Annotated in this window: 23 protein-coding genes, 1 tRNA gene, 4 pseudogenes and 1 other annotated feature; of the genes and pseudogenes, 22 read left to right on the top strand and 6 right to left on the bottom strand. The window is 71.3% G+C overall.

Annotation, left to right across the window (positions count from 1 at the left end):
* Together KZX60_RS01795 and KZX60_RS01790 are read right to left on the bottom strand one after the other, a co-directional pair.
* Nucleotides 1-155, bottom strand: a pseudogene (locus KZX60_RS01795) (IS3 family transposase); the annotation flags it as partial.
* Between the two features lie 57 nt (nt 156-212).
* A pseudogene (locus KZX60_RS01790) lies at nt 213-446 on the bottom strand (leucine zipper domain-containing protein); the annotation flags it as partial.
* Between the two features lie 308 nt (nt 447-754).
* Here KZX60_RS01790 and KZX60_RS01785 point away from each other — a divergent pair.
* The 3 genes from KZX60_RS01785 to KZX60_RS01775 all read left to right on the top strand — a co-directional run bounded on the left by KZX60_RS01785 (nt 755) and on the right by KZX60_RS01775 (nt 2,127).
* The gene (locus KZX60_RS01785; protein ID WP_248115306.1) at nt 755-1,084 is read left to right on the top strand and encodes a hypothetical protein; all 330 of its coding nucleotides are present in this window, start codon (nt 755-757) and stop codon (nt 1,082-1,084) included.
* A gap of 48 nt (nt 1,085-1,132) precedes the next feature.
* Nucleotides 1,133-1,453, top strand: a complete 321-nt coding sequence (locus KZX60_RS01780; protein ID WP_049159546.1) for a transposase — start codon at nt 1,133-1,135, stop codon at nt 1,451-1,453.
* Nucleotides 1,411-1,514: a sequence feature (AL1L pseudoknot), on the top strand. It overlaps the preceding gene by 43 nt.
* The gene (locus KZX60_RS01775; protein WP_248115305.1) at nt 1,450-2,127 is read left to right on the top strand and encodes an IS3 family transposase; all 678 of its coding nucleotides are present in this window, start codon (nt 1,450-1,452) and stop codon (nt 2,125-2,127) included. (Overlaps the previous feature by 65 nt.) Before KZX60_RS01780 ends, KZX60_RS01775 begins: the two co-directional genes overlap by 4 nt.
* Here KZX60_RS01775 and KZX60_RS01770 read toward each other — a convergent pair.
* Nucleotides 2,075-3,274, bottom strand: coding sequence for an IS30 family transposase (locus KZX60_RS01770; protein WP_248115304.1), 1,200 nt, complete (start codon nt 3,272-3,274; stop codon nt 2,075-2,077). The genes KZX60_RS01775 and KZX60_RS01770 overlap by 53 nt on opposite strands.
* A gap of 243 nt (nt 3,275-3,517) precedes the next feature.
* Between KZX60_RS01770 and KZX60_RS01765 the strand changes: the two are divergent.
* The 12 genes and pseudogenes from KZX60_RS01765 to KZX60_RS01710 all read left to right on the top strand — a co-directional run.
* A pseudogene (locus KZX60_RS01765) lies at nt 3,518-3,820 on the top strand (integrase core domain-containing protein); the annotation flags it as partial.
* Nucleotides 3,821-5,198: 1,378 nt separating this feature from the next.
* Nucleotides 5,199-6,266 carry a 2,3-butanediol dehydrogenase gene (locus KZX60_RS01760; protein ID WP_248115327.1) on the top strand — a complete coding sequence of 356 codons (1,068 nt, stop codon included), beginning with the start codon at nt 5,199-5,201 and terminating at the stop codon, nt 6,264-6,266.
* A gap of 736 nt (nt 6,267-7,002) precedes the next feature.
* Nucleotides 7,003-7,743: a YdhK family protein gene (locus KZX60_RS01755; RefSeq protein ID WP_248115303.1), complete on the top strand. Its 741-nt coding sequence runs from the start codon at nt 7,003-7,005 to the stop codon at nt 7,741-7,743.
* Between the two features lie 846 nt (nt 7,744-8,589).
* Nucleotides 8,590-9,546, top strand: coding sequence for a glutaminase A (gene glsA, locus KZX60_RS01750; protein WP_248115302.1), 957 nt, complete (start codon nt 8,590-8,592; stop codon nt 9,544-9,546).
* 75 nt (nt 9,547-9,621) lie between these two features.
* Nucleotides 9,622-10,548, top strand: a complete 927-nt coding sequence (locus KZX60_RS01745; protein ID WP_248115301.1) for an SDR family oxidoreductase — start codon at nt 9,622-9,624, stop codon at nt 10,546-10,548.
* 105 nt (nt 10,549-10,653) lie between these two features.
* Entirely contained in the window at nt 10,654-11,490 is an 837-nt protein-coding gene (locus tag KZX60_RS01740; RefSeq protein WP_248115300.1) for an aldo/keto reductase, read from the top strand.
* A 168-nt stretch (nt 11,491-11,658) separates the two neighbouring features.
* A complete protein-coding gene (locus tag KZX60_RS01735; protein ID WP_248115299.1) occupies nt 11,659-12,660 on the top strand; it encodes a phage holin family protein in 1,002 nt (333 codons plus the stop codon).
* 107 nt (nt 12,661-12,767) lie between these two features.
* Entirely contained in the window at nt 12,768-13,409 is a 642-nt protein-coding gene (locus KZX60_RS01730; RefSeq protein ID WP_248115298.1) for a CDP-alcohol phosphatidyltransferase family protein, read from the top strand.
* 7 nt (nt 13,410-13,416) lie between these two features.
* On the top strand, nt 13,417-14,358 hold the full coding sequence (locus tag KZX60_RS01725; protein ID WP_248115297.1) for a DMT family transporter: 942 nt from the start codon (nt 13,417-13,419) through the stop codon (nt 14,356-14,358).
* 46 nt (nt 14,359-14,404) lie between these two features.
* Nucleotides 14,405-15,628 carry a glycosyltransferase gene (locus KZX60_RS01720; RefSeq protein WP_248115296.1) on the top strand — a complete coding sequence of 408 codons (1,224 nt, stop codon included), beginning with the start codon at nt 14,405-14,407 and terminating at the stop codon, nt 15,626-15,628.
* 139 nt (nt 15,629-15,767) lie between these two features.
* A pseudogene (locus KZX60_RS01715) lies at nt 15,768-16,774 on the top strand (IS481 family transposase).
* Between the two features lie 32 nt (nt 16,775-16,806).
* A tRNA-Ile gene (locus KZX60_RS01710) sits at nt 16,807-16,880 on the top strand.
* 8 nt (nt 16,881-16,888) lie between these two features.
* On the opposite strand, the gene KZX60_RS01705 is transcribed toward KZX60_RS01710, so the two are convergent.
* On the bottom strand, nt 16,889-17,596 hold the full coding sequence (locus KZX60_RS01705) for a hypothetical protein (RefSeq protein WP_248115295.1): 708 nt from the start codon (nt 17,594-17,596) through the stop codon (nt 16,889-16,891).
* Nucleotides 17,597-17,727: 131 nt separating this feature from the next.
* A complete protein-coding gene (locus KZX60_RS01700) occupies nt 17,728-18,630 on the bottom strand; it encodes a C40 family peptidase (protein WP_248115294.1) in 903 nt (300 codons plus the stop codon).
* A gap of 446 nt (nt 18,631-19,076) precedes the next feature.
* On the opposite strand from KZX60_RS01700, the gene KZX60_RS01695 reads away from it, so the two are divergent.
* The gene (locus KZX60_RS01695; RefSeq protein WP_248115293.1) at nt 19,077-20,273 is read left to right on the top strand and encodes a glycosyltransferase; all 1,197 of its coding nucleotides are present in this window, start codon (nt 19,077-19,079) and stop codon (nt 20,271-20,273) included.
* On the opposite strand, the gene KZX60_RS01690 is transcribed toward KZX60_RS01695, so the two are convergent.
* The gene (locus KZX60_RS01690) at nt 20,173-20,850 is read right to left on the bottom strand and encodes a peptidoglycan DD-metalloendopeptidase family protein (RefSeq protein ID WP_248115292.1); all 678 of its coding nucleotides are present in this window, start codon (nt 20,848-20,850) and stop codon (nt 20,173-20,175) included. The two genes, KZX60_RS01695 and KZX60_RS01690, sit on opposite strands and share 101 nt — an antisense overlap.
* A 403-nt stretch (nt 20,851-21,253) precedes the next feature.
* Between KZX60_RS01690 and rpsB the strand changes: the two genes are divergently transcribed.
* The 6 genes from rpsB to KZX60_RS01660 all read left to right on the top strand — a co-directional run bounded on the left by rpsB (nt 21,254) and on the right by KZX60_RS01660 (nt 26,290).
* Nucleotides 21,254-22,213 carry a 30S ribosomal protein S2 gene (gene rpsB / locus KZX60_RS01685; RefSeq protein ID WP_248115291.1) on the top strand — a complete coding sequence of 320 codons (960 nt, stop codon included), beginning with the start codon at nt 21,254-21,256 and terminating at the stop codon, nt 22,211-22,213.
* Between the two features lie 110 nt (nt 22,214-22,323).
* Nucleotides 22,324-23,160: a translation elongation factor Ts gene (gene tsf, locus KZX60_RS01680; RefSeq protein WP_248115290.1), complete on the top strand. Its 837-nt coding sequence runs from the start codon at nt 22,324-22,326 to the stop codon at nt 23,158-23,160.
* Nucleotides 23,161-23,373: 213 nt separating this feature from the next.
* Entirely contained in the window at nt 23,374-24,144 is a 771-nt protein-coding gene (gene pyrH, locus KZX60_RS01675) for a UMP kinase (RefSeq protein WP_248115289.1), read from the top strand.
* Between the two features lie 53 nt (nt 24,145-24,197).
* The gene (frr, locus tag KZX60_RS01670; protein ID WP_248115288.1) at nt 24,198-24,755 is read left to right on the top strand and encodes a ribosome recycling factor; all 558 of its coding nucleotides are present in this window, start codon (nt 24,198-24,200) and stop codon (nt 24,753-24,755) included.
* Between the two features lie 26 nt (nt 24,756-24,781).
* Nucleotides 24,782-25,612 carry a phosphatidate cytidylyltransferase gene (locus KZX60_RS01665; RefSeq protein ID WP_248115287.1) on the top strand — a complete coding sequence of 277 codons (831 nt, stop codon included), beginning with the start codon at nt 24,782-24,784 and terminating at the stop codon, nt 25,610-25,612.
* A gap of 57 nt (nt 25,613-25,669) precedes the next feature.
* Nucleotides 25,670-26,290: a DivIVA domain-containing protein gene (locus KZX60_RS01660; protein WP_248115286.1), complete on the top strand. Its 621-nt coding sequence runs from the start codon at nt 25,670-25,672 to the stop codon at nt 26,288-26,290.
* Nucleotides 26,291-26,416 lie beyond the last annotated feature (126 nt).

Below are 26,416 nucleotides of genomic sequence, written 5' to 3'. Positions count from 1 at the left end.
ACCCCGTATCCGAGCTGCGTCGCGACCCGCTGCACAGTCCCATGCTCGGTCCCCAGCTCGGCACGCAGCGTCCGCACCATCCGGACCGCCGCGGCCTTCTCCTCCGGCGAATACCGACGCGTCGTCGACTTCCCCGCTGTCTGCTCTTTCGGCATAACTCCATCCTCGTTTCCAAGGTCAGGAGTCTCCAACAAACCCAGGGCGCTTCAGAGGATCTGGGTGACCAGGGCTGGGTCGAGCTGGGCGGGAGAGCGTCGTGGCCGGCAGGAGCGGTCCTGCAGTCCTGCCTCGCCCTCGGCGCGGTAGCGGGCTACCCAGGTGGCCACCGTGGGGCGGCTGACGCGGAACTCGGCGGCCACGTGCGCTTGGGGGATGCCGTCGTTCAGGTGGCGTTGGACCATCCTGAGACGGCCGGTGGGAGTCAGGGGTGCATTAGCGTGAGTCATGAGTGGGTCTCTTTGCGCGGATGGGTGGTGTAGGAACTTCCATCCTGCGGGAGAGGCCCACTCGTCTCATCTCAGCCCGGCCCTCGTGCCAAGAACCTCATGACCCACAACACCTAGAAGCGGTTTCGCGGTAGCTGCTCGACGGCCCCTCTATACGGCCTTAGGATTCCCTGGGTGGCTAAGTTGCCACGCCCCTCTTCGATTGGAAGATGTTAATGAGTCACCCCGAGCCGTCAGTCGTTCCGACTCCGCCTGTCGCAGCCCCCAGGGGCGGGACCGGGAAGAGACGAGTATTCAGTTTGAACTTGGTGCGCCTCGTCTGGGCCTCGCTCATGCTCCTGGGCTTCTTCATCACCTCCTTCCTGACTATGCCGGACGGGGAGTCGGGGGACTGGTCCAAGGATGTGGACATGGCGGCAGCGCAGTACACCCTGCAGAAGGACAGTCCGCAGGGCGCCCCCCAGCAGGCTGTGCTGAACGGCTGGTACACCAACGACCTTCTCCAGGTGCAGACAAAGATCGCCGGAGAGCAGATGGAGCAGACGGAACGCATTTCCGTGATGGTGCTCTACCTGGGCCTTGGTCTTTTGGGAGACCTAATTTTGAGGACCGGGGGAGCCCTCCGCGAAGCGCGTTGAAGCGCCCTGGGTTTCGTTCCGACCTACTTCCTCAAGGAGGATCGGATCATGCCCCAGAAGTACACCCCCGAGTTCAAGGCCCGTGCCCTGAAGCTCATCGAAGAACGCGTCCGCGCCGAGCAGTGCTCCGCCTGGGTCGCCTGCACCGCCGTTGGCGAAGCCCTCGGCGGGATCTCCCCACACACCCTGCGGAACTGGTGGAAGCAAGATCGCGTCGATCACGGCGAAGCCCCAGGGCTCAGCACCGCTGAAGCCGAGGAGATCAAGAAGCTGCGCCGGGAGAACCTCGAGCTGCGCCGCGCGAACGAGATCCTGCGCAAAGCCTCAGCTTTTTTCGCAGCGGAGCTCGACCGCCCCACGACGAGATGATCGCGTTCATCGACGAACACCGCGATCAGTTCGGGGTCGAGGCCATCTGCCGCACCCTTCGTGCGACGGAATGTGGGTTCATCACCTCCCGCGGCTACCGCGCCGCGAAGACACGACCCAGGTCTTCGAGAACGCTGCGGGACGAGATCCTCGTGGAGGAACTCCGCCGGATCCACGCGGAGAACTACAGCGTCTACGGCGTCCGAAAGATGCACCACGCGATGGCCCGCGCCGGGTGGGAGATCGGCCGGGACCAGGTCGCCCGACTGATGAAGCTCGCCGGCGTGGAAGGGGTGCGGCGCGGACGTAAGCCGATCACCACGAGGCCGACAGGCGAGCCGGATGCCCGCCCAGATCTGGTCGAGCGCCGCTTCACCGCGGAAGGCCCGCACCAGCTCTGGGTCGCAGACATCACCTACGTGCGCACGATCTCGGGGTTCTGCTACGTCGCTTTCATCACCGACGTGTACTCCCGGCGGATCGTGGGATGGGCGGTCTCGGGCAGCCTTCATACCGCGGGGCTGCCGCTGCTGGCCTTGGAGCGCGCGCTGCTGAGCACTGGCGCCAGCCGTGGCCGCCAGGGCCTGGTGCACCACTCGGATCGCGGCAGCCAGGGTGGATTCAATCGGTGGATGCAACACCCTCTTGCTCGAGTGACTGTAGCTGCTCGGTGAACACCTCAGCTGGAGACTTCCAGTCGAGGACCTTCCGGGGACGATTGTTGACTGCCAGCGCGACCGCTTCGAGGTCCTGCGCAGTCCAGCGTGAGAGATCGGTACCCTTCGGGAAGTACTGACGTAGCAGCCCGTTCGTGTTCTCGTTCGTGGGCCTCTGCCAAGGCGAGTGGGGATCGGCGAAGAACACCTTCGTGCCCGTCTCCACAGTGAACTGCGCATGCCCAGACAGCTCCTTGCCGCGGTCCCAGGTCAGCGTCTTGCGCAACTGCTGCGGCAGGGTCGTCATCGAGGCAGTCAAAGCAGCGTTCATCGCCACAGCGCCGTAGCCGGCCAGGGCGGGACCGTTCTTGACCCGCGGTGTCTGCCCGTAGCCGTCCAGCCGAGGCAGGTGCACCAGCAACGTGGCTCGGCTCTTGCGCTCAATGACGGTACCGATCGCGGACCGGTTCGTGCCGATGATCAGGTCACCTTCCCAGTGTCCTGGCACGGCGCGGTCGGCGGCTTCGGCGGGGCGTTCACTGAGGACCACATCCTCGGTCACGTGCCCTTGAGGCTTGTTCTTCGACCGGGCTCGGGGCACCCGCAGAGATCGGCCGGTGCGCAGGCAGGCGACCAGTTCTCGCTTGAGCGCGCCCCGGCCCTCGATGAACAGGGACTGGTAGATCGCCTCGTGACTGATACGCATGGACTCATCCTCGGGGTAGTCGATCTCAAGCCGGTGTGAGATCTGCTCCGGACTCCACGCCGTGACCCACCGCCGGTCGGCCCGGCGTGGCTTCGACCTGCCCTTCCACGCCGGTACGTCCGGCCCAGCCACGATCGACCCATCTGGATAGCACACATCGCCGCTGAGCCGGTCCTGGACGTAGTTCCGTAGTTTCGGGTTCGCGACCAGCTTCGCGGTCTTCGGCCTCCGCGCCATCAGCTCCGCCTTCCACTGCGCGACCGAGGCCCGGTACTCCAGCTTCCCGCCGCGGGTAGCGGCGTTTCGACGCAGCTCGCGCGAGATCGTGGCCGGGTCGCGGTTGATCCTGCGCGCGATCTCGCGCACGCCCACCTGCTGAGCGTGCAGGACAGCGATCTCCTCCCGCTCAGGAAACGATAGATAACGTCCGCCAGGCTCGGTGAGTTCGATCGTCCTCATGCCGCCACCTTGTCGGAACCAACGTGCCCCGACGGCTGCAGACACGCCCACCTTCCCGGCTGCGTCCTCCGAGGAGCTTCCCGTCGCTATCTCTTTCCAGAACCTGCGTTCGGTGCTGCGGCGCGTCTTCGGGGCGCCTGGCGAGATCATCGCCGACCGGCCCGTGAGTTCCTTCAGCCATCCAGCTGGTCGTCCCATCAACACCCTCCTCGACCTGAGGTGTTGCATCCACCAGTTGAATCCACCCAGTACGTCAGCTTGGCGTACTCGGACGCGCTCATCACCGCCGGGGTGACGGCTTCGGTAGGCACCGTGGGCGACTCCTACGACAACGCCCTGGCCGAGACCGTGAACGGGCTCTACAAGGCCGAGCTCATCCACTCCAAGCGGATCTGGGAGTCCGTCGAGGCGGTCGAACTGGCCACCATGGGGTGGGTGCACTGGTGGAACACCGCCCGCCTCCACGAGACCCTCGGCTACCGCACTCCCGCAGAGGTCGAGGCCGCCTACACTCACGATCAGGATTCAGCGCCCGTTGCGTCCTGACCTCGGAACGAAACCCAGGGCGCTTCATCCAGTGACTCCGGGGGTGTTGCGACGACCAATTGAATCCACCCTGGACTCCTTTATCGCTGTGATGCCGTAGCCCGGCCACGTCTTGGCCTGCACGCTGACGCGTCCAGAACGCCATCTCCAACGCGTCCAGGGCCAGGTCCGTGCGCAGCGACGTCGACAGCTGCCACCCCAGCACCCGGCGGGAGAACACGTCGATGATGAACGCGGCGTACACCCATCCCGTGAAGGTGCGGCAGTAGGTGATGTCTTACGACCCACAGCTGATTCGGGGCAGCTGCGGTGAAATCGCGCTGCACCAGATCCTCGCGAGAATCCGGTCCCCGGCCCGGCACTGTCGTGCGCGGACCCTTCGCGCGGCTGATCCCGCGCAGGCCTGCGGCCCGCATGAGCCGCGCGACCGTGCACCGGGCCACCTGCAGGCCCTCCCGACGCAGTTGCGCGTGGACCTTTCGGGCCCCGTAGACCCCGTCGTTGGCCTCGTGCACCCGCCGGATCTGAACAAGCAGCCTCGCGTCCGAGAGGCTGCGTGCCGAGGGCGGGCGCGTCTTGGCGGCGAAGTACGTGCTCGGTGCGATCTGCGTGCCCGCTGCGGACAGCGTGGCGCAGATCGGCTCGACACCGATGTCGTGCTTGTGCTCGTCGATGTAGTCCACGATCAGCGCTGTGGGCGTCTCGAGCATCCGCCGCGAAGAACGCCGACGCCGACCGCAGGATCGCGTTCGCCCGCCGCAGCTCACGGTTCTCCTTCTCCAGCTCGGCCACCCGAGCGGCTTCGCTGGTCGTGATTCCGGGACGGTGGCCGCGGTCGATCTCGGCTTGGCGCACCCAGTTGCGCAGCGTCTCGGGATTGATCCCGAGCTGTTCACCGACTCGGCGGAACGCTCCAGACCTCGTCGCGGGGTCTTGACGGGCTTCCAGGGTCATCCGCGTGGCGCGTCCGCGGAGCTCGTCGGGGTACTTCCGTGGTGCGGGCATGCTCTGCATCCCTCCGTTGGATCAGAGCCTCCACCAGACCCGGGGCGATTCACCCGTCTGGCTGCTGGAGAAGTACCCCGAGGCCACCTGGTACGGGTAGGGGTGAGGAGGGACGGGCAAGGCACCTCGGGGTGGCTAGAGGGGTATATCCCTTCTACATGCCCTCGGCTCCCGCGAGAGCATCACGTCAGACTGGATTCACGGCGGACCCGACAGGGGCTGACCCGCCCTCACCCCGTTCATGACGCCGGCGACCACGAGACCTCGGATTCAGGGGACGCGTGTGGAACGGTGGGAGTGTCTTGAGGTGCAAGAGGACCCGTAGGTGTCCTCGATGGACCATCCACACACAGCAGGAGGAGTCATCATGACCATGCGCGCAGCCCGCTGGCACGGCGAGAAGGACATCCGCATCGAGGAGATCGACACGCCCACGGCCGGCCCCGGCCAGGTGCTGATCGACGTTGCCTGGTGCGGCATCTGCGGAACGGACCTGCACGAGTACCTCGAGGGCCCCATCTTCATCCCGCCGCACGGGCACCCCCACCCGATCTCCGGCGATTCCGCCCCTGTGACCCTCGGGCACGAGATGTCGGGCACCGTCGCCGCGCTCGGCGAGGGCGTCACGGACCTCGAGGTGGGGCAGTCGGTCGTTGTCGAGCCCTACATCATCCGCCCCGAGCATCGGGACGACGAGCACTACAACCTGGCCCCGGACATGAACTTCATCGGCCTCGGCGGCGAGGGTGGCGGGCTGGCCGAGAAGATCGCCGTCGACCGGCACTGGGTCCACCCGGTGGCGGACTCCGTGTCACTGGACGAGGCGGCCCTCATCGAGCCGCTCTCCGTGGCCCACCACGCCTGGGTCCGCGCCGGGTCGCCGACCTCCGGCACCGCGATCATCGGCGGCGCCGGCCCCATCGGCGCCCTCACCGCGGCGGTGCTCAAGGGCAAGGGCCTGAGAGTGTACGTCTCCGAGCTCTCCGAGCTGCGCCGCCAGAAGGTCCTCGACGCGGGCGTGGCCGACGACGCGTTCGATCCGCGTGAGGTCGACGTGCCGGCCAAGCTCAAGGAGCTGACGGACGGCCGCGGTGCCGATGTCGGGTTCGAGTGCACCTCGGTGGATGCGGTCCTGGACATGCTGCTGGACGCGGTCCGCCCGGCCGGTGTGATCGTGAACGAGTCCATCTGGGGCCACGAGCCCAAGGTCGCCCTGCACAAGCTCGTCATGAAGGAGATCGACCTGCGCGGCACGATCGCCTACGCCCATGACCACGCGGACACCGTGAAGATGCTCGAGGACGGGGACCTGGACCTGAAGCCGTTCATCACGGGCAAGATCGCGCTCGACGACATCGTCGAGAAGGGCTTCGACACCCTCATCCACCACAACGAGACGGCGGTGAAGATCCTGGTCTCCCCCTCCGGCAAGGGCCTCTGAGCGCCTGCCTCGACCACCTTGCCGGCCCGCATCCGCCCGACGAGGGCGTGGAGCCACAGCGTTCCGGGACGTGAAGGCTCCGTGCCGGGGCTCCGTGGCGGGACCTGCCCGAGAGGTTCGGGAAATGGCGCTCGATCCCCGCGAGGGCCGATCAGATCGCGTACCGCTGCGGTTGCCTCGGGCGGCCGATCGACGTCGGCGAGGACCAACGCCTGCGCTACCGGGGGAGCAATGCCGTGGAGCGGCGCTCCCACCGGATCAGGCAGGGGCGAGGGATCGCGATGTGCTCGGACGAATACGTCCGGAGCCATCGCGACGGAATCGGCCCCGCTGCGCCATGGCACTGGCGTGCCACCCGGCCTTCAGCAGCATGCCCGCGCGGTCGAGGATCGCCTGACCATGGGGCCCGTCTCCGATAAGGAGGTGCCCCACGGGCCGGCCCGGGATGGGAGCATCGGAGTGGTCAGCACTCGCTGGGCGTCGGAGAGCGACGGGACCTCGGACATGCCGGCCGGAGGCGGGGACTGGTGCACGCAGAGGGGACCGATCACCCGTGGTGTTCGGCACACCGCAGGGAGGGATGTGCACCATGCCCGCCCCGTGCCCCCAGGAGTTCCGCGATGACGGTGTCCGCGCCGCTCGCCGGAGACCTGGCAGTCCCGCGGACCGCCGACCTGGAGTGGCCTGCACACCCGGTGCGCCGCGCAACCGGCACGAGCACGGAGGAGATCCACGCATGCGCTCCACGCATACCCGCCCCGCCCTGACCGCCGCCCTCCTCGCGGGTGCCCTCGCCCTCGCCGGCTGTTCCGCCGAGGACCAGGAGAAGGTGACGGACGCCGCCTCCTCGGCGGGTGACGCGGTGGGTTCGGCCGCCCCCTCGATCGGGGCGGCTGCGAGCTCCCTGGCCTCCTCCGCGGGCCCAGCCGTGGGATCCGCCGCCTCGGACGCGTCGTCAGCCGCCGCCAGCCGCATGGACGACATGCGCTCCAAGGACGCGAGCGGATCGGCCGCCGCCTCCAGCCACGCAGGCCACTCGATGGAGCACGCGATGGACGGCGGCCCCGCGCCGGCCGGCATCGAGGAGGCCGACGACCCGGCCTACCCCGTGGGCACCGAGGTCACGCTGACCGCCGACCACATGCCCGGCATGAAGGGCGCCGAGGCCACCGTCACCGGCGCGTTCGACACCACCGCCTACCAGGTCGACTACACCCCCACGGACGGCGGCGAGAAGGTCACGGCCCACAAGTGGGTCGTGCAGGAGGAGCTGGAGGGCGTCCACGACGACGACCTCCACGTCGGCGACACCGCCGTCATGGCCGCCGACCACATGACCGGGATGAAGGGTGCGGGGGCCACGATCTCCGGGATCTCGGAGGAGACGGTCTCCATGGTGGACGTCACCACGGCCGACGGGATGACCATGAAGAACCACAAGTGGGTCGTGGAGGACGAGGTCCGGCCCGCACGGTGACGCCGTCGACCTGGTCCGCGGGCCGCCCGCCGGGCCGCGGTCTCCGCGGCGAGCCCCTCGTCCTGCCGGGCGCGCTCGTGCTCCTTCGCCTCGTCGCCCCGCAGGAAGTACGCGCCCAGGGAGCCGGCCAGGGTGGCGAACACCGCCACGGAGTAGACGGCGAGCGCCACCGATAGCACGCGTGCCCCCGGGTGGTCCGCCGAGATGCCCGAGCCCGTGATGGTGGCCATGGCCGTCTGGTACAGCGCGTCGGTGTAGTCCTCCACGGCCTCGAGGGCGTAGAGCAGCTGGCTCGCGGCCAGGATCACGACGGCGGTCACCGCCGCCAGCCACGCCAGGCGACTGGAGAGCAGGCGCCCGGCGGAACGGGAGCCGCGGATGCCGGCCGAGAGGATGCCGCCGACGCGCGCCACCCGTGAGAGCCGGGCGAGCCGGACCAGCCGCAGCGCCTGCAGCGCCCGGAAGAACCGCAGGAACGGGACCAGCATGAACACGACCTGCCACCAGTTCCGCTTCCAGAACTCCGTGCTGAACCGGGCGATGTAGGCGTGCAGCAGGAACTCGCCGAGGAACACCGCCCAGAACGCCCAGCCCAGCCAGGTGAGCACCGCAGCCCAGCGCGGCTCCGTGACGAGCAGCTGGCCCAGCACCACGAACAGGAAGAGCACGCCCAGCATGCCCATCGGCCGGTCCCACCGCGCGGCCAGCGCCTCGGCCGCCAGCACCCGCCGGGACCTCTCGGGAGGGATGGTCGTGACGTCGGCGCGGGACACGGGACTGCCTCTCGACGGGCGGACGGATGCCCCCACCCTAGCCACCGAGGGCCCGTCCACTAGGCTGCCCGGCATGGACACCGACCGTCTCGACGCCGCTCTCACCGCCGCGCTCGAGGAGGTCGAGCCGGACCGCTCGGGGGAGACGTCCGACTACCTGGACGACGTCGCCGGCCAGCAGCGGGACGGCCTGGCCGCCGCCGTCTGCACGGTGGACGGGCACCAGGCCTCGGCGGGGGAGGCCGAGCACGCGTTCGCCCTGCAGTCGGTCTCCAAGGCCCTCACCTACGCGGTGGTCCTCGAGGAGGTCGGCCTGGACGCGGTGCTCGAGCACGTCGGCGTCGAGCCCTCGGGGGAGGCGTTCAACCACCTCTCCCTCCACGACGACGGCCGCCCGTACAACCCCCTCATCAACGCGGGCGCGATCATGGCCCACGCCCTCGTCCCCGGGAAGGACGCCCAGACGCGTGCGGGGCTGCTCCTGGACCGCTACAGCGCGATGGCCGGGGCCCGCCTCGAGGTGTCCGAGGGCGTCCGCGCGGCGGAGAGCGCGCGGGCCGACCGGAACCTGGGCCTCGCCCACCTGCTGGCCGACCCGGGCGTGCTGCCCATCGAGGCCCGAGAGGCCGTGGACGGCTACCTCACGCAGTGCTCGATCCTCGTCACCGCGCCGCAGCTGGCGGTCATGGGCGCCACGCTCGCCGCCGGTGGGGTCAACCCGCTCACGGGGGAGCGCGTGCTGCAGGAGTGGGTGGCCGAGCAGTCCCTCTCCGTCATGCTCACGTGCGGCATGTACGACGCCACCGGCCAGTGGGTGGCCGAGGTCGGCGTGCCGGCCAAGAGCGGCGTCTCGGGGGCCCTGCTGGGCGCGGTGCCCGGCGCCGTCGGGATCGCCACGTGGTCCCCCCGCCTCGACGAGCGCGGCAACTCGATGCGCGGCATCGGGATCTTCGAACGCCTCAGCGAGCGGTGGGACCTGCACGTGCTGCGCCACCGGGGCGCCCTGGCGGGGCTGCGCGGTGCGGACTGACCTGCGCCGGCCCCTCGATCCGGTGGCCCGCCCACCCTTGCCACCACCCCGCATCCGCGGCGTAGCGTCGAGGCCATGACCGAGACGAACCAGAAGGACAGCCCCGTGCAGGGCTCGCAGCTCGCCCACGACGATCCGAGCACCCGCCATCCGAAGGTCTCCCCGCCGGAGCAGCGTCAGGACGCGCCCGGCCTGGACATCATGACGGATCCGGTGCCGGACATCGGCCTGGAGTCCTACGTGGGCAAGGGCCGCCTCGAGGGACGCCGGGCCCTCATCACGGGCGGCGATTCGGGCATCGGCGCCGCCGTCGCCGTCGCGTTCGCCCGCGAGGGCGCCGACGTCGCCATCGCCTATCTGCCCGAGGAGCAGCCCGACGCGGACCGCGTCCTGAAGGCGATCGAGGAGGCGGGCCGGACCGCCGTCGCCCTGCCCGGCAGCCTGCTGGACGAGGACTACCGCAACGGGCTCGTGGACGAGGCCGTGCAGGGCCTCGGGGGTCTGGACATCCTGGTCAACAACGCCGGCCAGCAGCTGATCTCCGACAGCCTGGAGACGCTCACCGACCAGCAGGTGCTCGAGACGTTCCAGATCAACATCCTCTCGATGTTCACCCTCTCGCGTGCGGCGCTGAAGCACATGGGCCCGGGCAGCGCGATCGTGAACACCACCTCGGTGCAGGCTTACAACCCGAACCCGATGATCCTGGACTACGCCGCCACGAAGGCCGCGATCAACAACTTCACCAAGGGCCTCGCCCAGCAGGTCGCGGAGAAGGGCATCCGCGTGAACGCGGTGGCCCCGGGCCCGATCTGGACCGTCCTCCAGGTCTCCTACGGCCAGCCGATGGACAAGCTCGTGGAGTTCGGCCAGGACACCCCGACCGGCCGCGCCGGCCAGCCGGTGGAGATGGCCCCCGCCTACGTGTTCCTCGCCTCGGGCGAGTCCAGCTACGTCACGGGGGACACGCTGAACGCGAACGGCGGCACCCCCACCCCGTGACGTTCCCCGCCGTGAGCGGCCTCCGCGCGACGTCGTCAGCGCCACGGACGCGCGGGTCGTAGAGTCAGCCACCGAGACCAGCATCACGAACCAGAGGAGAGCACCATGACGACCGCCGTCCCCGCCGTCCCCTTCCACGACGGCCAGTCCATCCCCCAGCTCGGCTACGGCGTGTGGCGCGTCGAGGACGAGGTGGCCGCCGAGGTCGTGAAGCAGGCCGTCCAGGCCGGCTACCGCCACATCGACACCGCCGCGATCTACGGCAACGAGGAGGGCGTGGGCCGCGCGATCGCGGCCGCCGGCGTCCCGCGCGAGGAGCTGTTCGTCACCACGAAGGTGTGGAACTCGGACCAGGGGTACGAGGAGGCGCTCGCCGCGCTCGACGTGTCCCTGGAGAAGCTCGGCACGGACTACGTGGACCTCTGGCTGATCCACTGGGCCAAGCCGTCCCAGGGGAAGTACGTGGAGACCTGGAAGGCCCTCATCGAGGCGCAGCGCCAGGGCAGGGTCCGCTCGATCGGCGTCTCCAACTTCCCGCAGGCCCAGCTCGAGGAGATCATCGAGGCCACGGGCGTGACCCCGGTGATCCACCAGATCGAGCTGCACCCCTACTGGCAGCAGCGGGACCTGCGCGCATTCGGCGAGCGCAGCGGCATGCTCACCGAGGCGTGGTCCCCGCTGGGCCAGGGCGGGGACGTCCTGGAGGACCCGGTGATCACCGAGATCGCGGAGGCCCACGGCGCGACGCCGGCCCAGGTGGTCCTCGCATGGCACCTCGCGATCGGCAACGTGGTGATCCCCAAGTCGGTCACGCCCGAGCGCATCGCCTCCAACCTCGCCGCCGCGGACGTGCGGCTGAGCGAGGACGAGATCGCCCGCATCGACGGCCTCGACCGCGCCGACGGCCGCATCGGCCCGGACCCGGCGGACATCGACTTCTGACCCGTCGACTCAGCCGGTCGCGGCCCCCGTCGTCGCCTGCGCCCGCCGCCCGCCGCCCGCCCCCGCTCTCGCGGAGGCGGGCGGTGATAACTTTGATCCGAACACCTCACGAGGCCGCCGCCTGGCTTCGGCCGCTCCTCCGCCGCACCACACGGAAGGCATGACCCCATGTCCCATCAGGCCCCTGCCGCCGACTCGCTGAGGGTCGACGCGCCGCGCCCGGCCACCTCGGCCGCCACCACCGACCCCGGGAGCACGGCCCGCACCGCCGGCGCCCCGCGCCCCACCACGCCGGTCACCGCCCAGACGCGCGCCAGCTCCCTCTCTGACCTCCTGGCCGCCGTCGTGCGCCTCCTGCCCCTGCAGCTCAAGGACGAGCTCGCGCTCGCCAAGGGTCAGCTCAAGGGCACCGGCAAGAAGGCCGGCATCGGCGCCGCCCTGGCCCTCGTCGGCCTCTTCTTCCTCGCCCTCGTGCTCGTCGCCCTCGTGGTGGCGCTCATCGGCGCATTCGCCGACCCGCAGTTCTGGTTCCCCGCCCTCATGGTGGCGCTCGCGTTCCTGGTGCTCGGCCTCCTCTTCGCCGGCATCGGTGCCATGCAGGTCAAGGGCGCCATGCCCCTCGTGCCCGCCGAGACCATCCGCAACCTCGAGTACGACCTCGGCTACCTCAAGGAGGGCAACGACTTCGACCCCGCCGAGTACGACCGCCTCAAGGCGGAGCGTGCCGAGGCCAAGCGCATCGAGAAGCAGCGCGAGGCCGAGCGGAAGAAGATCGAGCAGGAGGAGAACAAGAAGGCGGAGAAGCGCGGCGAGGCCGCCCCGCATCCCGAGCAGGGCTCCGCCTCCGAGGACGAGGTCCGCCGTCGCGCCGACCTGCGCCGCCGTCACCTGGGCGACATCCGCTCCGGCCTGGACGAGCGCGCCTCCGTGAAGGGCCAGATCGCCGCGTTCACCGCGCAGCGCAAGGGCCGTGGCGCCACCCCGGACACCGCGCACGCCCTGGACCAGACCGCCCCGTACACCGGTGCCGCGCGCGCCGGCGAGCAGGCCGCCGCCGCCGAGGACTACGTGAAGGACCGCTGGCAGCCGCTGGCCCTCCTGGGCGCCTCCTCCACCGCGTTCGCCGTCCTGGCCACCCGCCTCGGTACGAAGGACAGGAAGCGCGACTGATCCTCCGGGGCCGCGGCCCCACGACGTCGACGCCCCGATCCGCGCGGATCGGGGCGTCGTCGTCGGTAGGGTGGTCCCGAACCCGCCCGACGTCCCTGGAGTGAGCGATGCGCCTGATCGATGCCGGCCTGCGGGAAGGGCATGCGTACACCGTGCGCGAGGACTGGTTGACGCTGCCGAACCTCATCACGCTCGCCCGCTTCGGGCTCGTGCCCGTGTTCGTGTGGCTCACGACGTCGGGGGAGTACCTGACGGCCTTCATCGTCCTGGCCGTCCTCTCCTGCACCGACTGGGTGGACGGCTACGTGGCCCGGCGGTTCGACATGATGTCCACCGTCGGCGCCTGGCTCGACCCGGCGGCGGACCGGCTCTCCCTCATGGTCGTCGCGGTCACGCTCGTCGGCACCGGGATCGCCCCGCTGTGGTTCGCGCTCGCCGTGATCGTCCCGGACCTGGTGCTCGCGGCCGTCTCCGCGTGGCTGTTCCGCGGCAGCCCGGAGCTCACCGTCACCGTCTTGGGCAAGGTCCGCACGGCGATCCTGCTCGCCGGCGCCCCCGCGCTGCTGCTCTCCCGCGTCCCGGAGGCCGACACGGCGGTCTGGACCGCCGTGTCGCTCGTGCTCGTGGCGGCCGGGAGCATCCTCCACGTGGCGGCCACGCTCGACTACCTGCGTCGTGCCGTGGCGAAGGCCGCCGCCCTGCGGGCCGCCGGCGTCGATCCCCGCGACCGCGCGGCGTGGGCCGGGTGAGCACCCCGTGTACCTGATCCCGGTCCTGTGCGCGCTGGTGGGCGCCCTCTTCCTCGCGCTCGGCAGCGAGCGCCAGGCCGCCGGCGTGCGCGGCACGCAGCCGCCCGCCGCGGCCATCCCCTCGGGCGGCACGGTGGCCGCCCCGCCCGCCCCGGCGACGACGACGCCCACCGCCGCGCGCGCCCGCGGCGCCCTGCACGGGGCCCTGGCCATGCTGCGCTCCCCGGTCTGGCTGCTCGGCGGCGTGCTCATGCTGGCCGGCATCGCCCTCAACGTGATCGCCCTGGCCAACGCCCCGCTGAGCGTCGTGCAGCCGATCGGCGCGATCGCGGTGGCCATCACCACAGTGCTGCACGCGCGCACGGAGCGCCTGCGGATCGGTCCGCGCACGTGGGCCGCCGTCGGGGCGTGCATGGCGGGCTCCGTGGGCTTCGTGCTCGTGACCATGCAGGCCACCAAGCCGACCGCCGTGCCCACGGACGCCCAGGAGCGCGAGACGGTGCTGATCGCGTGGGTCGTGGTGGCCGCGGGAGCCCTCGCCGCCGCGTGGCTGAGCCGGCGGGCGAGCGCGATCGTCCCGATCGTGGCGGCGGGTGTGCTCTACGGCTTCGTGGCCGTGTGCGTGCGCCTCACCGCGGTGCGGATCCTCGAGGGGAGGCTCCCGTCCTGGAGCACAGTGGCCGTGCTCGCCGCCGCGGCCCTGCTGGGCGTGTACTTCGTGCAGACCGCCTACCGCTACGGCCCCCCGGACCTCGTGGTGGCGGGGCTGACCGTGGTCGACCCCATGGTGGGCGTGCTCGTGGGCGTCACCGTGCTGGACGAACTGCGCCCCCACCTGCCCCTGTGGGTGGCCTCTGCCCTGATGGCCGCCGCCGTTGTTGCTACCGTGGGCATCATCCAGCTCTCCCGCAGCCATCCGGACGTGGTGGCCCGCCGCGAGGCACGCTGAGCCGACGCCGATCCCCGGCACCACCTGAGTCCAGAGAGGGTCACCCGTGACCGACCGCGCCCCCCGGAAGTCCGAGGACCGTCCGCTGACGGTGCTGATCGCCGCGGACACCTACCCCCCGGACGTCAACGGGGCCGCCGTGTTCTGCTTCCGCCTCGCCCGTGCGCTGCACGCCCGCGGCCATGACGTGCACGTGATCGCGGCGCGCAACGAGTCCGGCCCGGACGCCGTCGAGCACCGCCCTGAGGCCACCGTGCACCGGCTCTCCTCCGTGAAGGCGTTCACGCACGAGTACTACCGCTTCGTGATGCCGTGGCACGCGAAGTCGGGGATGCGCCGCGTCCTCCGCGAGGTCCAGCCGGACGTGGTCCACGCGCAGTGCCACTACTTCATCGGCGAGGCCGCGATCATCGAGGCCGAGCGGCGCCGCATCCGCACCGTCTCCACCAACCACTTCATCCCGGAGAACCTCGACCCCTTCCTGCCCTTCCCCCAGTGGTTCCGGGACATCGTCTCCCGGAACTCGTGGAGGGACATGGGCCGGCTCATGGGCAAGGGTGCCGCGGTCACCACCCCCACCGAGCTCGCCGCGAAGGCCATGGCGGAGAACGCCGGCCTCCAGCGGGTCCTGCCGATCTCCAACGGCATCGACGCCGCGGCCTATGAGCTCGCCCCCGGCGAGGTCGTGGAGAAGCCGGACCACCCCGTCATCCTCTTCGTGGGCCGCCTGGCCGTGGAGAAGAACGTGGAGGTGCTCATCCGGGCCGTCGCGCACCTGGCGCGCACCCGCCCCGAGCTCGACGCACACGCGGAGATCGTGGGCGACGGCGAGCAGCGCGACCGTCTCCGCGAGGTCATCGCCGCCGAGGGGGTGGAGGAGCGCGTGCACCTGCGCGGGCACGTGTCCGAGGAGGAGCTGCACCGGGCCTACCTGCGCGCGGACGTCTTCTGCCAGCCCGGCACCGCGGAGCTGCAGTCCCTGGTCTCCCTCGAGGCCATGAGCGCCTCCACCCCGGTGGTGCTCGCCGACGCGCTGGCCCTGCCCCACCTCGTGGACGACGGCGTCAACGGCTGGCTCTTCCCGCCCGGCGACCACGTCGCGCTCGCGGAGCGGATCGCCCGCGTGCTGGAGCTCCCGGCCGCCGAGCGCGCGACGATGGGGGAGGCCTCCCACGCCAAGGCGGTGCGGCACTCCGCCGAGAAGAGCGTGGACCTCTTCGAGCGGCTCTACCGCGGTGCCACGGTGGCGGAGGTCCGCGCGGCCCTCTGAGGCGACGCCGGCCCCGTCCTCGCTAGGTGTTGTGGGTCATGAGGTTCTTGGCACGAGGGCCGGGCTGAGATGAGACGAGCGGGCCTCTCCCGCAGGATGGAAGTTCCTACACCACCCATCCGCGCAAAGAGACCCACTCATGACTCACGCTAATGCACCCCTGACTCCCACCGGCCGTCTCAGGATGGTCCAACGCCACCTGAACGAGGGCATCCCGCAAGCCCATGTGGCCGCCGAGTTCCGTGTGAGCCGGCCCACGGTCGCCACGTGGGTCGCCCGCTACCGCGCCCAGGGAGAAGCCGGCCTTCAGGACCTGCCCAGCCGGCCGCACCGTTCACCTGCCCAGCTCGATCCGGTCCTGGTGGCCCAGATCCACTCCCTGCGGCGGGAGCGCAAATGGTCCGCCCGCCGGATCCATCACCACCTGCGCACTGAAGGCCACACTGTGTGTCTTCGCACCGTGGGCCGGTGGCTGCACCGGGCCGGGCTCTCCCGGCTGCGTGATCTCACCTCGGCCGGGGAAGACCTGCGACAGAAGCCGCAGCGGATCATCGCCTGCACCCCGGGGCACATGGTGCACATGGACGTGAAGAAGATCGGGCGCATCCCCGGGGGGGAGGCTGGCGTGCTCACGGCCGGGACTCCGAGAACGCGCGAGCGGCCGAACGCGGGCCTGGCCGCCGGGTCGGCTACACCTACCCTCACTCGGCGATCGACGGGTTCACCCGGCTGGCGTACACCGAGGCGTTGGAGGACGAGAAGGCGGTGACCACGATCGGGTTCTTCTGCCGGGCGAGGGCGTTCTTCGCCGCCCACGGCATCACCGTGGACCGGGTGGTCACGGACAACGGGAACAACTACCGGGCCGCGGACTTCACCCGGAAGGTGGTCTCGCTCGGGAGCCGGCACCACCGGATCCGCCCCTACACCCCGCGTCACAACGGGAAGGTCGAACGCTACAACCGGCTGATGGTGGACGAGGTCCTCTACGCCCGCCCGTACTCCTCAGAGACGGCTCGGCGTGAGGCCCTGGCGGTGTGGGTGAACCACTACAACTACCATCGGCCTCATACCTCCTGCGGGGACGCCCCGCCGGCCTCGCTGTCCCCGGCGCGAGTCAACAACGTCATGACCTCTTACAGCTAGGATGGGCGGGTCCCGCGCCGGTGCGCGGGCCAGGGGCGTTAGCTCAGTCGGTCAGAGCAGAGGACTCATAATCCTTCGGTCGCGGGTTCAAGTCCCGCACGCCCTACAGGACCCTCACCCGGTGAGGGAGAGGAACGCGCCGATCGCGAAGCCCACCACGGTGACCAGGCCGGCGGTCTCACCGCCCTCCTCGCGGGCCTCGGGCACCATCGTGTCGATGAGCATCACGAGCAGGGCGCCGGCGGCGAAGCCCTGCACGCCCCCCGTGAAGGAGGCGGGGGCGACATCCGCGAGGAGGCCGCCCGCGCCGGTCGCGAGGGTGCACACCAGGAACACGACGGTCCACTGCAGCAGCACGGAGCGTTTGGACTTGCCGGCCTTCAGCGAGTCCGCCGAGGCGGCGATGGACTCGGGCAGGTTGGACATGAAGACCGCGACGAGCAGGGCCATCGAGACCCCCTCGCCCATGGCCAGGCCGATGCCGAGCACCACCTGCTCGGGGATGCCGTCCAGCAGCGCGCCCACGGTGAGGGACGCGCCCGAGGACGCGCCGCCCCCGGAGTGCTTCGCCCGCCGCTCCACGTAGCCGTTGCCGAGGAAGTAGGCCAGCGCCCCGACCACGAGGCCCACGCCCACCGGCAGCGGGCCGGCCGCCTCGACTCCGGACTCGGCGAGCTCGAAGGACACGGAGGCGATGAGGGCTCCCGCGCCGAACGCGAGGATCAGGCCGATCGTGCCCCGGTGCCAGTCACGCAGGGTGGCGAGCACGGCGCCCAGCAGCAGCGACGACGCGGCCACCGCGCCCCAGAGAAGGGTGGTCATGGCCGCCAGCCTAGTCCTGGCGCCGTCCTGACCGCAGACGACGCCGGTCCCCGCCCCGGACCGTTCGGTCGCGTGGGGCGGGGGCCGGCGTCGGGCTTCCCGTGCCGCCGTTCAGGCCGCGGGGGTCAGGCTCAGTAGCGGCCCACCACGGAGAGCATGTTCGAGGACATGATGTTCATGTCCGTGATGACGAGGTCGGCGGTGGGGTTCAGCGCGTGGGCGATCTTGCCGTCGCCGATGTACATGGCCACGTGGTAGATGCGGCCGGTGGACTGGTTGGCCCAGAACACGAGGTCGCCGGGCTGGGCGTTGGCACGCGAGACCTTGGTGGGGGCGTTCACGTACTGGTCGTGGCTGGTGCGGGCCGCGGTGATGCCGGACTGGGCCATGGCCTGCTTCACGAGGCCCGAGCAGTCGTAGCCGTAGGGGCCGTTGCCGCCCCAGGCGTAGTAGGTGGAGGAGCTGCGGACCTTGGCGACCATGAAGTCGATCGCGGCCCGCTTGGAGGAGGACTGGCGCACGGGCTCCGGGGCCGGGGCGGGGGCCGGAGCGGTGGTGGAGGTGCGCTCGACGGCGGTGGAGGTCTTCAGGACCATGCCCGGGTGCAGCATGGTCGAGGTCGTCATGCCGTTCAGGGAGGTCAGTGCGGACATGCTCATGCCGACGCGCTGGGAGATGACCCACCAGCCGTCGCCGGCGCGCACGGTGTAGGTGCCGCCCGAGGTCGGGGCCGGGGCCGGGGCCGGGGCCGCGGTGGTGGTGCCGGTGAGGCGCAGCACGTCGCCCGGGTAGATGATCGAGGACCCGGAGAGGCCGTTGAGGCTCATCAGCTCCGAGAGGGCCACGCCGTTGGCGGCGGCGATGCGCCACAGGGTGTCGCCGGAGCGCACGGTGTAGGTGGACTCGGCGGCCTGCGCGGAGGGCGCCGCGGCGACGGTGCCCACGCCGGCGAGGGTGCCGGCGCTCAGGGCGAGGGCGAAGGAGGCCGCGGCGACGCGGTGATGACGGCGGATGGCGGGGGTGATCTCAGTCATGGCGCTACTTCCCATTCGTGACCAGCGTCCTTCGGGCAGGGCGCCACGTGGTGCCCGGGTGTAGCCGGACCGCTGGTGCGAGTGATGAACAGTGATGGAGAGACCGGGACGCAGGGTGCGAGGGGAAGCCCGGAGTGGATCGCAACCGATCCGTGATCAAAGATACCAGATCGTTATCGAAACGCAATATGAACGCCGGGGAACATCCAGGGGCAATCCACGAAATCCTGCGCTGACGAGGCCTTGCGCGCCTCGCGAGTGTGCCGCAGGACACGTTCTCCACGTCGTCGCTCCGGGCTCGTCTCGCCCGTCCACCGCCGGGGGCGCGGCAGCCCTCTCGCGGGCGCGGCGCACGGTGCCGAGGGCCGACGTCTACGCGCTCGTGGCCGGCCTCACCCTCACGGGGGTCTCGGCCTCCGGTGGGCCGGGCGCGCTAGCGTGGAGCGGTGACCGCCCCTCGCCCCCTGCGCCTCCTCCTGGACGCGCGCTACACGCGCACCGACTTCCACGACGGCATCTCCCGCTACGGGGCGAGCCTCATCGAGGCCGTCCACCGGATCACGACGTCGGGGGACGCCGACGGCGAAGGCGTCCGGACGGCCATGCTCATCGCCGACGAGCGCCAGCTGGCCCTGCTCCCCGCGGGCGTCCCGTGGCACCGGGTCTCCGGCCCCGTCTCCGTCCGGGAGCCGTTCGTGGCCCGGCAGGTCCGGGCGCTCGAGCCGGACGTGGTGTTCTCGCCGATGCAGACGATGGGCTCGTGGGGGCGGGACTACGGCCTGATCCTCACGCTGCACGACCTCATCTACTACGAGCACCCCACCCCGCCGGGGCGCCTCCCCGAGCCGATCCGCTGGCTCTGGCGGGCCTACCACCTCAGCTACGCGCCGCAGCGGCTCCTGCTGGACCGGGGCGACGCCGTGGCAACGGTCTCGCAGACCACCGCGGAGCTGATCGCCCGCCACCGCCTCACCCGCCGGCCCGTGCACGTGATCGGCAACGCGCCGCCGGACGTCGCGACGCCGCGGGACCCGGACGCCGCCCCGGAGCGGCTCTTGGTCTACATGGGCTCCTTCATGGACTACAAGGACGTGGAGTCCCTGCTGGACGCCGCCCCCGCGCTGCCGGGCTACGAGCTGCACCTGCTGTCCCCGATCCCGCCGCAGCGACGGGCCGAGCTGGAGGCCCGGCTGGCCGGACGGCGCGCCGCCGTCGGGGAGTCCGGCGCCCGGGTCCTCTTCCACGGCGGTGCCTCCGAGGCGGAGTACGCGGACCTGCTGCGGCGGGCCACGGCCCTCGTCACGCTCTCCCGGGCCGAGGGGTTCGGCCTGCCCGTCGCCGAGGCCATGGCCCACGGCACCCCCGTGATCTGCTCGGACCTGCCGATCTTCCAGGAGGTCGCGGGGGCCGGCACGCCGGCGTACCGCGGCGTGCCGCTGGACGGCGACCGCCCCGCCGCCCTCGTGGCGCGGGTGCGCGAGCTCGAAGACCCGGCGGAGTTCGCGCGGGCCTCCCGCGCGAGCGCCGCCCAGGCGGCCCGGTTCAGCTGGGACCGCTCGGCGCGGGCCCTGCTGCGGCTGGCACGCCGGGTGGCCGAGGACCGTGCTGCGGCCACAGGACGGAGGGACCGCTCCAGCCGATGAGCCAGAGCGGATCCACGTAGCGGTCGAAGAGGGCCCCTCCCACGCGCCACCCGTCCTCGCGGCGCACGCCCCAGTGGACGCACGGCACGAGGCAGTGCGCGCCCAGCGGGTCGGCTGTCCCCACCACCTCTCCCGCGGAGACGCGCGCGCCCACCGGGACCAGGGCGGTGACAGGCTCGAACGAGCTCACGAGACCGTCGTCGTGGGCGATCGTGAGCACGGGACGGTCCACCACGCCGCCGGCGAACCGCACCGTTCCGTCCGCGGGGGAGCGGACGGCCCCTGAGCCCGTCGCCAGGTCCACGCCGCGGTGCCCGCGCCCCCACGGCTGAAGGGGCGCGGCGAAGGCCCGGCGGACGTCCTGCGGTCCCGCCCCGGCCACGGGCGGGCGCCACCCGGGCCGCGCCTCGCCCGCGGCGAGCAGCCCGTGCGGCGCGGCGGCGGGATCCGCGGAGGGATCGCCCGTGAGGGGCACGGCGACGGACGTGACGAGCAGGGTGGCCAGGAGGGTGGCGAGCACCGCGAGGGCCCGCGGGCCGCGGAGGGGGCGGGGGAGCGGAGGGGATGATCCGGCCATGCGGACAGCCTGCCCGGGGCGCGCCCCGCCCGGTCCGATCGGGCCCGGGATGGGGGACGGAGCGGGGCTCTCCGCGCGCTGTGCAGGAGCGGGCCGGCCGCGTCCGGCCGACCCCGGGTGCGGTAGTCTTGGCCCCAGCGGTGTCCTGCGCCGGCGTCTCGCCGTGCGCTCGGGCACCGACTACGCGCATCAGGGTGGGCCCGCTCCGGCGAGCCCAGCCCCCACGTTCGGTCCCCCGCCTCCGCCGCCACGGCGTCGTCGGGGGTGCACGCGGGGCCCGGCAGCCGCCGTCCTGATGCCAGGGGTCGCACGTGCCGTGCGGCCGACAACCGTCAAGAACCGACCGGCAGACCGCCCGCGCGCGAAGCGCGGGGTGCCACGGCTGCCACAGAAGGGAAACGTCATGCCCGTCGTGACCATGCGCCAGCTCCTCGACTCCGGTGTCCATTTCGGCCACCAGACCCGCCGCTGGAACCCCAAGATGAAGCGCTTCATCCTCACCGAGCGCAACGGCATCTACGTGATCGACCTGCAGCAGTCGCTGTCCTACATCGATCGCGCCTACGAGTTCGTCAAGGAGACGGTGGCCCACGGCGGCACCATCCTCTTCGTCGGCACCAAGAAGCAGGCCCAGGAAGCCATCGCCGACCAGGCCGGCCGCGTGGGCATGCCCTACGTGAACCACCGCTGGCTGGGCGGCATGCTCACCAACTACTCCACGGTCTCCAAGCGCGTGCAGCGCATGAAGGAGCTCGAGGAGATCGACTTCGAGGACGTCGCCGGCTCCGGCCACACCAAGAAGGAGCTCCTGCTCCTGAACCGCGAGCTGCAGAAGCTGCAGGCCAACCTCGGCGGCATCCGCAACATGGCGAAGACCCCCTCCGCCGTGTGGATCGTGGACACCAAGAAGGAGCACCTCGCGGTCGACGAGGCCCAGAAGCTCAACATCCCCGTGGTGGCGATCCTCGACACCAACTGCGATCCGGACGAGGTCACCTACCCGATCCCGGGCAACGACGACGCGATCCGCTCCGTCAACCTGCTCACCCGCGTGGTGGCCGACGCCGTGGCCGAGGGCCTGATGGCCCGCCAGGGCGGCGGCAAGTCCGGTCAGTCCGCCGCTGAGCCGATGGCCGAGTGGGAGCGCGAGCTGCTCGAGCAGCACAACGCCGAGCAGGCCGTGAAGACCGCGGCTCCCGCCGCCGAGCAGGCCGCCCCGCAGGCCCAGGAGCAGGCCCCCGCGGCCGCCGCTCCGGCCGCCGGCGAGGCCGTGGCGCCGGGCGCCACCGAGGCGCCGGCCCTCGAGGTGCCCCAGGCCGAGGAGACCGTGGCCGAGACCGAGGCCTCGGCCCAGGCCGAGTGACCCCGTCCGGGTGAGGGGCGGCCCGGTGCTCATCGGCACCGGGCCGCCCACCCCGGATCCCATCCCCAGCACATCCCGCACCACCCCACCACGGGAAGGACCGAACGAGCATGGCGAACTACACCGCTGCTGACATCAAGGCCCTGCGCGAGCGCACCGGCGCCGGCATGATGGACGTCAAGAAGGCCCTCGACGAGGCCAACGGCGACGCTGAGAAGGCCACCGAGATCATCCGCGTGAAGGGCCTCAAGGGCGCCACCAAGCGCGAGGGCCGCTCCGCGGCCGAGGGCCTCGTGGCCGCCGCCGTCGAGAACGGCGTGGGCGTCATGATCGAGCTCAACTGCGAGACCGACTTCGTGGCCAAGGCCGAGAAGTTCATCACCCTGGGCGACGTGGTGCTGCGCGCCGCCGTCGCTTCCGGCGCCACCGACGTCGAGGGCCTGCTGGCCTCCGACCACGAGGGCCGCACCCTGGGCGACTACGTCATCGAGGAGGGCGCCCTGCTGGGCGAGAAGGTCGTCGTGCGCCGTCTGGCCCGCGTCGAGGGCTCCTTCGTGGACGCCTACCTCCACAAGACCTCCAAGGACCTGCCGGCGCAGGTGGGCGTGCTGCTCGCCGTCGACGCCGACTCCGCGGAGGCCAAGACGGCCGCGCACGACATCGCCGTGCACACCGCCGCCTACTCGCCCACGTACCTCTCCCGCGAGGACGTCCCGGCCGAGACCGTGGAGAACGAGCGTCGCATCGCCGACGAGTCCGCGCGCGCCGAGGGCAAGCCGGAGCAGGCTCTCCCGAAGATCGTGGAGGGCCGCCTGACCGGCTTCTTCAAGGAGATCGTGCTCGTGGACCAGCCCTTCGCGAAGGACCCGAAGACCACCGTCGGCAAGGTGGCCTCCGAGGCCGGCACCGCCGTCACCGGCTTCGCCCGCTTCCGCGTCGGCGCCTGATCCGCGCCGCCCGGGCCGGGCGGAGCACTCAAGACGAGCCGCGTCCCCACCTCAACGGTGGGGGCGCGGCTCGTCCCATGTCCGACGCCGTCTCCGGGTGCCGGTCCGGGGGTGGGGCCCACGACGCCGGCCGGTAGACTCGCGCACGATGCCCGCCCCGCGCCTCCGCGCGGCCGGCGGCCCCTCGTCCCCCAGTCACGCCAGGAGATCCCCATGGAGTCCAACCGCGCCCCCGCAGCCCCCCGCACGGCCGAGACCGCGCAGCAGAACGCCGACGAGACGGGCCGGCGCCGCGTCCTGCTCAAGCTCTCGGGCGAGGTGTTCGGCGGCGGGAGCGTCGGCGTGGACCCCGTGACCGTCAGCGGGATCGCCGAGCAGATCGCCGCCGCGGCCGACCGGGTGGAGATCGCCATCGTCGTCGGCGGCGGCAACTTCTTCCGCGGCGCCGAGCTCTCCGAGAGCGGCATGGACCGCCGGCGTGCCGACTACATGGGCATGCTCGGCACCGTGATGAACTGCCTGGCCCTGCAGGACTTCCTCCTCCAGGCCGGCGTGTCCACGCGCGTGCAGTCCGCCATCCACATGGAGCAGGTGGCCGAGTCCTACATCCCGCTGCGCGCCATCCGCCACATGCAGAAGGGCCGCGTCGTGATCTTCGGCGCCGGCACCGGCCTGCCCTACTTCTCCACCGACACCGTGGCCGCACAGCGGGCGCTCGAGGTGGGCGCGGACGAGGTGCTGATGGCCAAGTCCGGCGTGGACGGCGTGTACACCGCGGACCCCAAGAAGGACCCCACGGCCCGGCGCCTGGAGCACCTGACGTACGACGAGGCGCTGCTGAACAACATCCGCGTGATGGACCTGACCGCCATGACCATGTGCAAGGACAACGACCTGAGCATGCGCGTGTTCGGCATGGAGGGCCCGGGCAACGTGACCCGCGCGCTGCTCGGCGAGCCGATCGGCACCACCGTCACCCCGTGAGCCCCGCCGCGTAGGATGGCACCAGACCCGAACCGCACCACCGAGGAGAGACCGTGATCCAGGAGACCCTGCAGTCCGCGCAAGAGCAGATGGACCGCACCATCGAGGCCACGCGCGAGGACTTCGCCGCCGTGCGCACCGGCCGCGCCAACCCCGGGCTGTACTCCAAGGTGATGGTGGACTACTACGGCTCCTACACCCCGCTGCAGCAGCTCGCGTCCTTCACCACCACGGACGCCCGCACGCTGCTCATCACGCCCTTCGACACCAGCGCCCTGCGCAACATCGAGAAGGCGCTGTCCGAGTCGGAGATCGGCGCCAACCCGTCCAACGACGGCAAGGTCATCCGCGTGGTCATGCCGGAGCTGACCGAGGAGCGCCGCAAGGAGTACGTGAAGCTCGTGAAGTCGAAGGCGGAGGAGCACAAGGTCTCCATCCGCAACGCCCGCCGCAAGGCCAAGGAGGCCATGGACAAGGCGGTCAAGGACGGCGAGATCGGCGAGGACGAGGGCACGCGCGGCGAGAAGGACCTGGACGCGCTGACCAAGAAGCACGTCGACCTCGTGGACGAGATGTCGAAGAAGAAGGAAGCGGAGCTGCTCGAGGTCTGATCCTCGCGCTCCGGCGTCCCGCCTCGATGACACCCGCCCCCATCCCCGCGCCCCCGCGCGGCGGCCGCGACCTCAAGTCCGCCGTCGTCGTGGGGGTCGGCCTGTTGGGCGTCGCCCTGGTGGGCCTCGTGTGGCTGCCGTGGGTGCTGGTGACGCTCCTCGTGGCGCTGCTGCTGGGCGGGGTCTCCGAGGTGGCGGCCGCCGTGCGGGGGATCGGGATGGACGTCCCACGCCCGCCGCTGTGGATCGCCGCGGCGGCCCTGCCGCTGGCCACGTGGTGGGGCGGCGTCCCCGCCCTGTTCCTGGCGCTGCTCGCCTCACTCCTGGCCGTGTGCCTCTGGACGGCGGCCACGCGGCGTCGACCCACGGGGCAGTTCATCCTCGCCGGCGTGTTCGTGGTGCTGTGGGCCCCCTTCCTGCTCTCCTTCGGCGTGGCGCTGTTCGCCCAGCCGCACGGGCGCATGATGGTGCTGTGCCTGCTCCTCATGGTGGTGTCCAACGACACGTTCGGCTACGCCGTGGGCTACCGCTTCGGCCGCACGCCCATCGCCCCGCGCATCAGCCCCAAGAAGTCGTGGGAGGGCCTCGGCGGCTCCCTGGCCGGCTCCGTGCTGGTGGGCGTCGTGGCGGTGCCGCTGCTGGTGGGCCAGCCCTGGTGGGTGGGCGCGCTGCTGGGCGTGCTCACCGTGGCGGCCGCCACGTGCGGCGACTTCTCCGAGTCCATGGTCAAGCGCGAGCTCGGCATCAAGGACATGTCCTCGATGCTCCCGGGCCACGGCGGGATCATGGACCGACTTGACTCCCTGGTCTTCGCGGCGCCCGTGGCCTACACGGTCATGGCGCTGCCGTTCACCTGATCCCCTTCCCCCGCCGCCCCGCACCGCGGGGCTCCGACCCACCCCGCAGGAGACGCCATGACCCCCCGCCCCCCGAAGGACGCCGTTCCCTCCGCCGACCACGTCTTCGAGACCGTCGAGTCGGACGAGATCGGCTACGAGCCCACCCACGTGGACGCGTTCATGGAGCGCGCCCGCGAGGCCGCCGAGGGACGCGGCGAGCTCACCCCCGAGCAGGTGCGCCAGGCTCGCTTCGCCACCGTGGACGGCGGCTACGCCACCGACGAGGTGGACGACGCCCTGGACCGCCTCGAGGAGGCCCTCACCGCCGCTGAGCGGGACGCCGTCGTGCGCGAGCACGGCGACGGCGAGTGGGACGCCGCGCTCGAGGAGAACACCCGCGAGCTCCTGGACCGCGCGGACCGCGCACCCGCCGAGCGCTTCCGCCGCCCCACCCGCGAGGACGCCCCCGCCTACGCCGTCGACGACGTCGACGCCCTCCTCGACCGACTCCGCGCGACCCTCGGGAGCACGGATCGCGTCACCGCTGAGCGCGGCGACGCCGCGGACCGTCCGCTGACCGCCGACGACGTCCGCCGGTCGTCCTTCGCCGAGGCCGAGGGCCGCGACGGCTACGACGAGGCGCAGGTGGACGCCTACCTGGACGCCGCCGTCGACGTGCTGCTGCGCCGCGGCTGACCCGCCCGGCGTCCAGGACCGCCTCGCCCGGCGCGGGGCGGTCCCGGGCGCCGATTGCAAATCGCGTCCACCATGTGACTACAATCACATTTCAGACGCGCCCTGACGCCGCCCACCCCCGCCGCG

This window comes from Micrococcus sp. EYE_212 (genome assembly GCF_023147585.1).
In the GTDB taxonomy this organism is placed as follows: Bacteria; Actinomycetota; Actinomycetes; order Actinomycetales; family Micrococcaceae; genus Micrococcus.
Note: the sequence above shows the minus strand (reverse complement) of the source record. Positions and strands in the feature narration are given on the sequence as shown.

Excerpts from the sequence above, each read along its gene's own strand:
- KZX60_RS01760 (WP_248115327.1), top strand. The coding sequence starts at position 5,199 with ATGCGCGCAGCCCGCTGGCACGGCGAGAAGGACATCCGCATCGAGGAG.
- KZX60_RS01660 (WP_248115286.1), top strand. The coding sequence starts at position 25,670 with ATGACCCCCCGCCCCCCGAAGGACGCCGTTCCCTCCGCCGACCACGTC.
- KZX60_RS01745 (WP_248115301.1), top strand. The coding sequence starts at position 9,622 with ATGACCGAGACGAACCAGAAGGACAGCCCCGTGCAGGGCTCGCAGCTC.
- KZX60_RS01690 (WP_248115292.1), bottom strand. The coding sequence starts at position 20,850 with ATGGCCGGATCATCCCCTCCGCTCCCCCGCCCCCTCCGCGGCCCGCGG.
- glsA (WP_248115302.1), top strand. The coding sequence starts at position 8,590 with ATGGACACCGACCGTCTCGACGCCGCTCTCACCGCCGCGCTCGAGGAG.
- KZX60_RS01665 (WP_248115287.1), top strand. The coding sequence starts at position 24,782 with ATGACACCCGCCCCCATCCCCGCGCCCCCGCGCGGCGGCCGCGACCTC.
- KZX60_RS01775 (WP_248115305.1), top strand. The coding sequence starts at position 1,450 with ATGATCGCGTTCATCGACGAACACCGCGATCAGTTCGGGGTCGAGGCC.
- tsf (WP_248115290.1), top strand. The coding sequence starts at position 22,324 with ATGGCGAACTACACCGCTGCTGACATCAAGGCCCTGCGCGAGCGCACC.
- KZX60_RS01780 (WP_049159546.1), top strand. The coding sequence starts at position 1,133 with ATGCCCCAGAAGTACACCCCCGAGTTCAAGGCCCGTGCCCTGAAGCTC.
- pyrH (WP_248115289.1), top strand. The coding sequence starts at position 23,374 with ATGGAGTCCAACCGCGCCCCCGCAGCCCCCCGCACGGCCGAGACCGCG.
- KZX60_RS01705 (WP_248115295.1), bottom strand. The coding sequence starts at position 17,596 with ATGACCACCCTTCTCTGGGGCGCGGTGGCCGCGTCGTCGCTGCTGCTG.
- KZX60_RS01730 (WP_248115298.1), top strand. The coding sequence starts at position 12,768 with ATGCGCCTGATCGATGCCGGCCTGCGGGAAGGGCATGCGTACACCGTG.
- KZX60_RS01735 (WP_248115299.1), top strand. The coding sequence starts at position 11,659 with ATGTCCCATCAGGCCCCTGCCGCCGACTCGCTGAGGGTCGACGCGCCG.
- KZX60_RS01740 (WP_248115300.1), top strand. The coding sequence starts at position 10,654 with ATGACGACCGCCGTCCCCGCCGTCCCCTTCCACGACGGCCAGTCCATC.
- KZX60_RS01700 (WP_248115294.1), bottom strand. The coding sequence starts at position 18,630 with ATGACTGAGATCACCCCCGCCATCCGCCGTCATCACCGCGTCGCCGCG.
- KZX60_RS01755 (WP_248115303.1), top strand. The coding sequence starts at position 7,003 with ATGCGCTCCACGCATACCCGCCCCGCCCTGACCGCCGCCCTCCTCGCG.
- rpsB (WP_248115291.1), top strand. The coding sequence starts at position 21,254 with ATGCCCGTCGTGACCATGCGCCAGCTCCTCGACTCCGGTGTCCATTTC.
- KZX60_RS01770 (WP_248115304.1), bottom strand. The coding sequence starts at position 3,274 with ATGAGGACGATCGAACTCACCGAGCCTGGCGGACGTTATCTATCGTTT.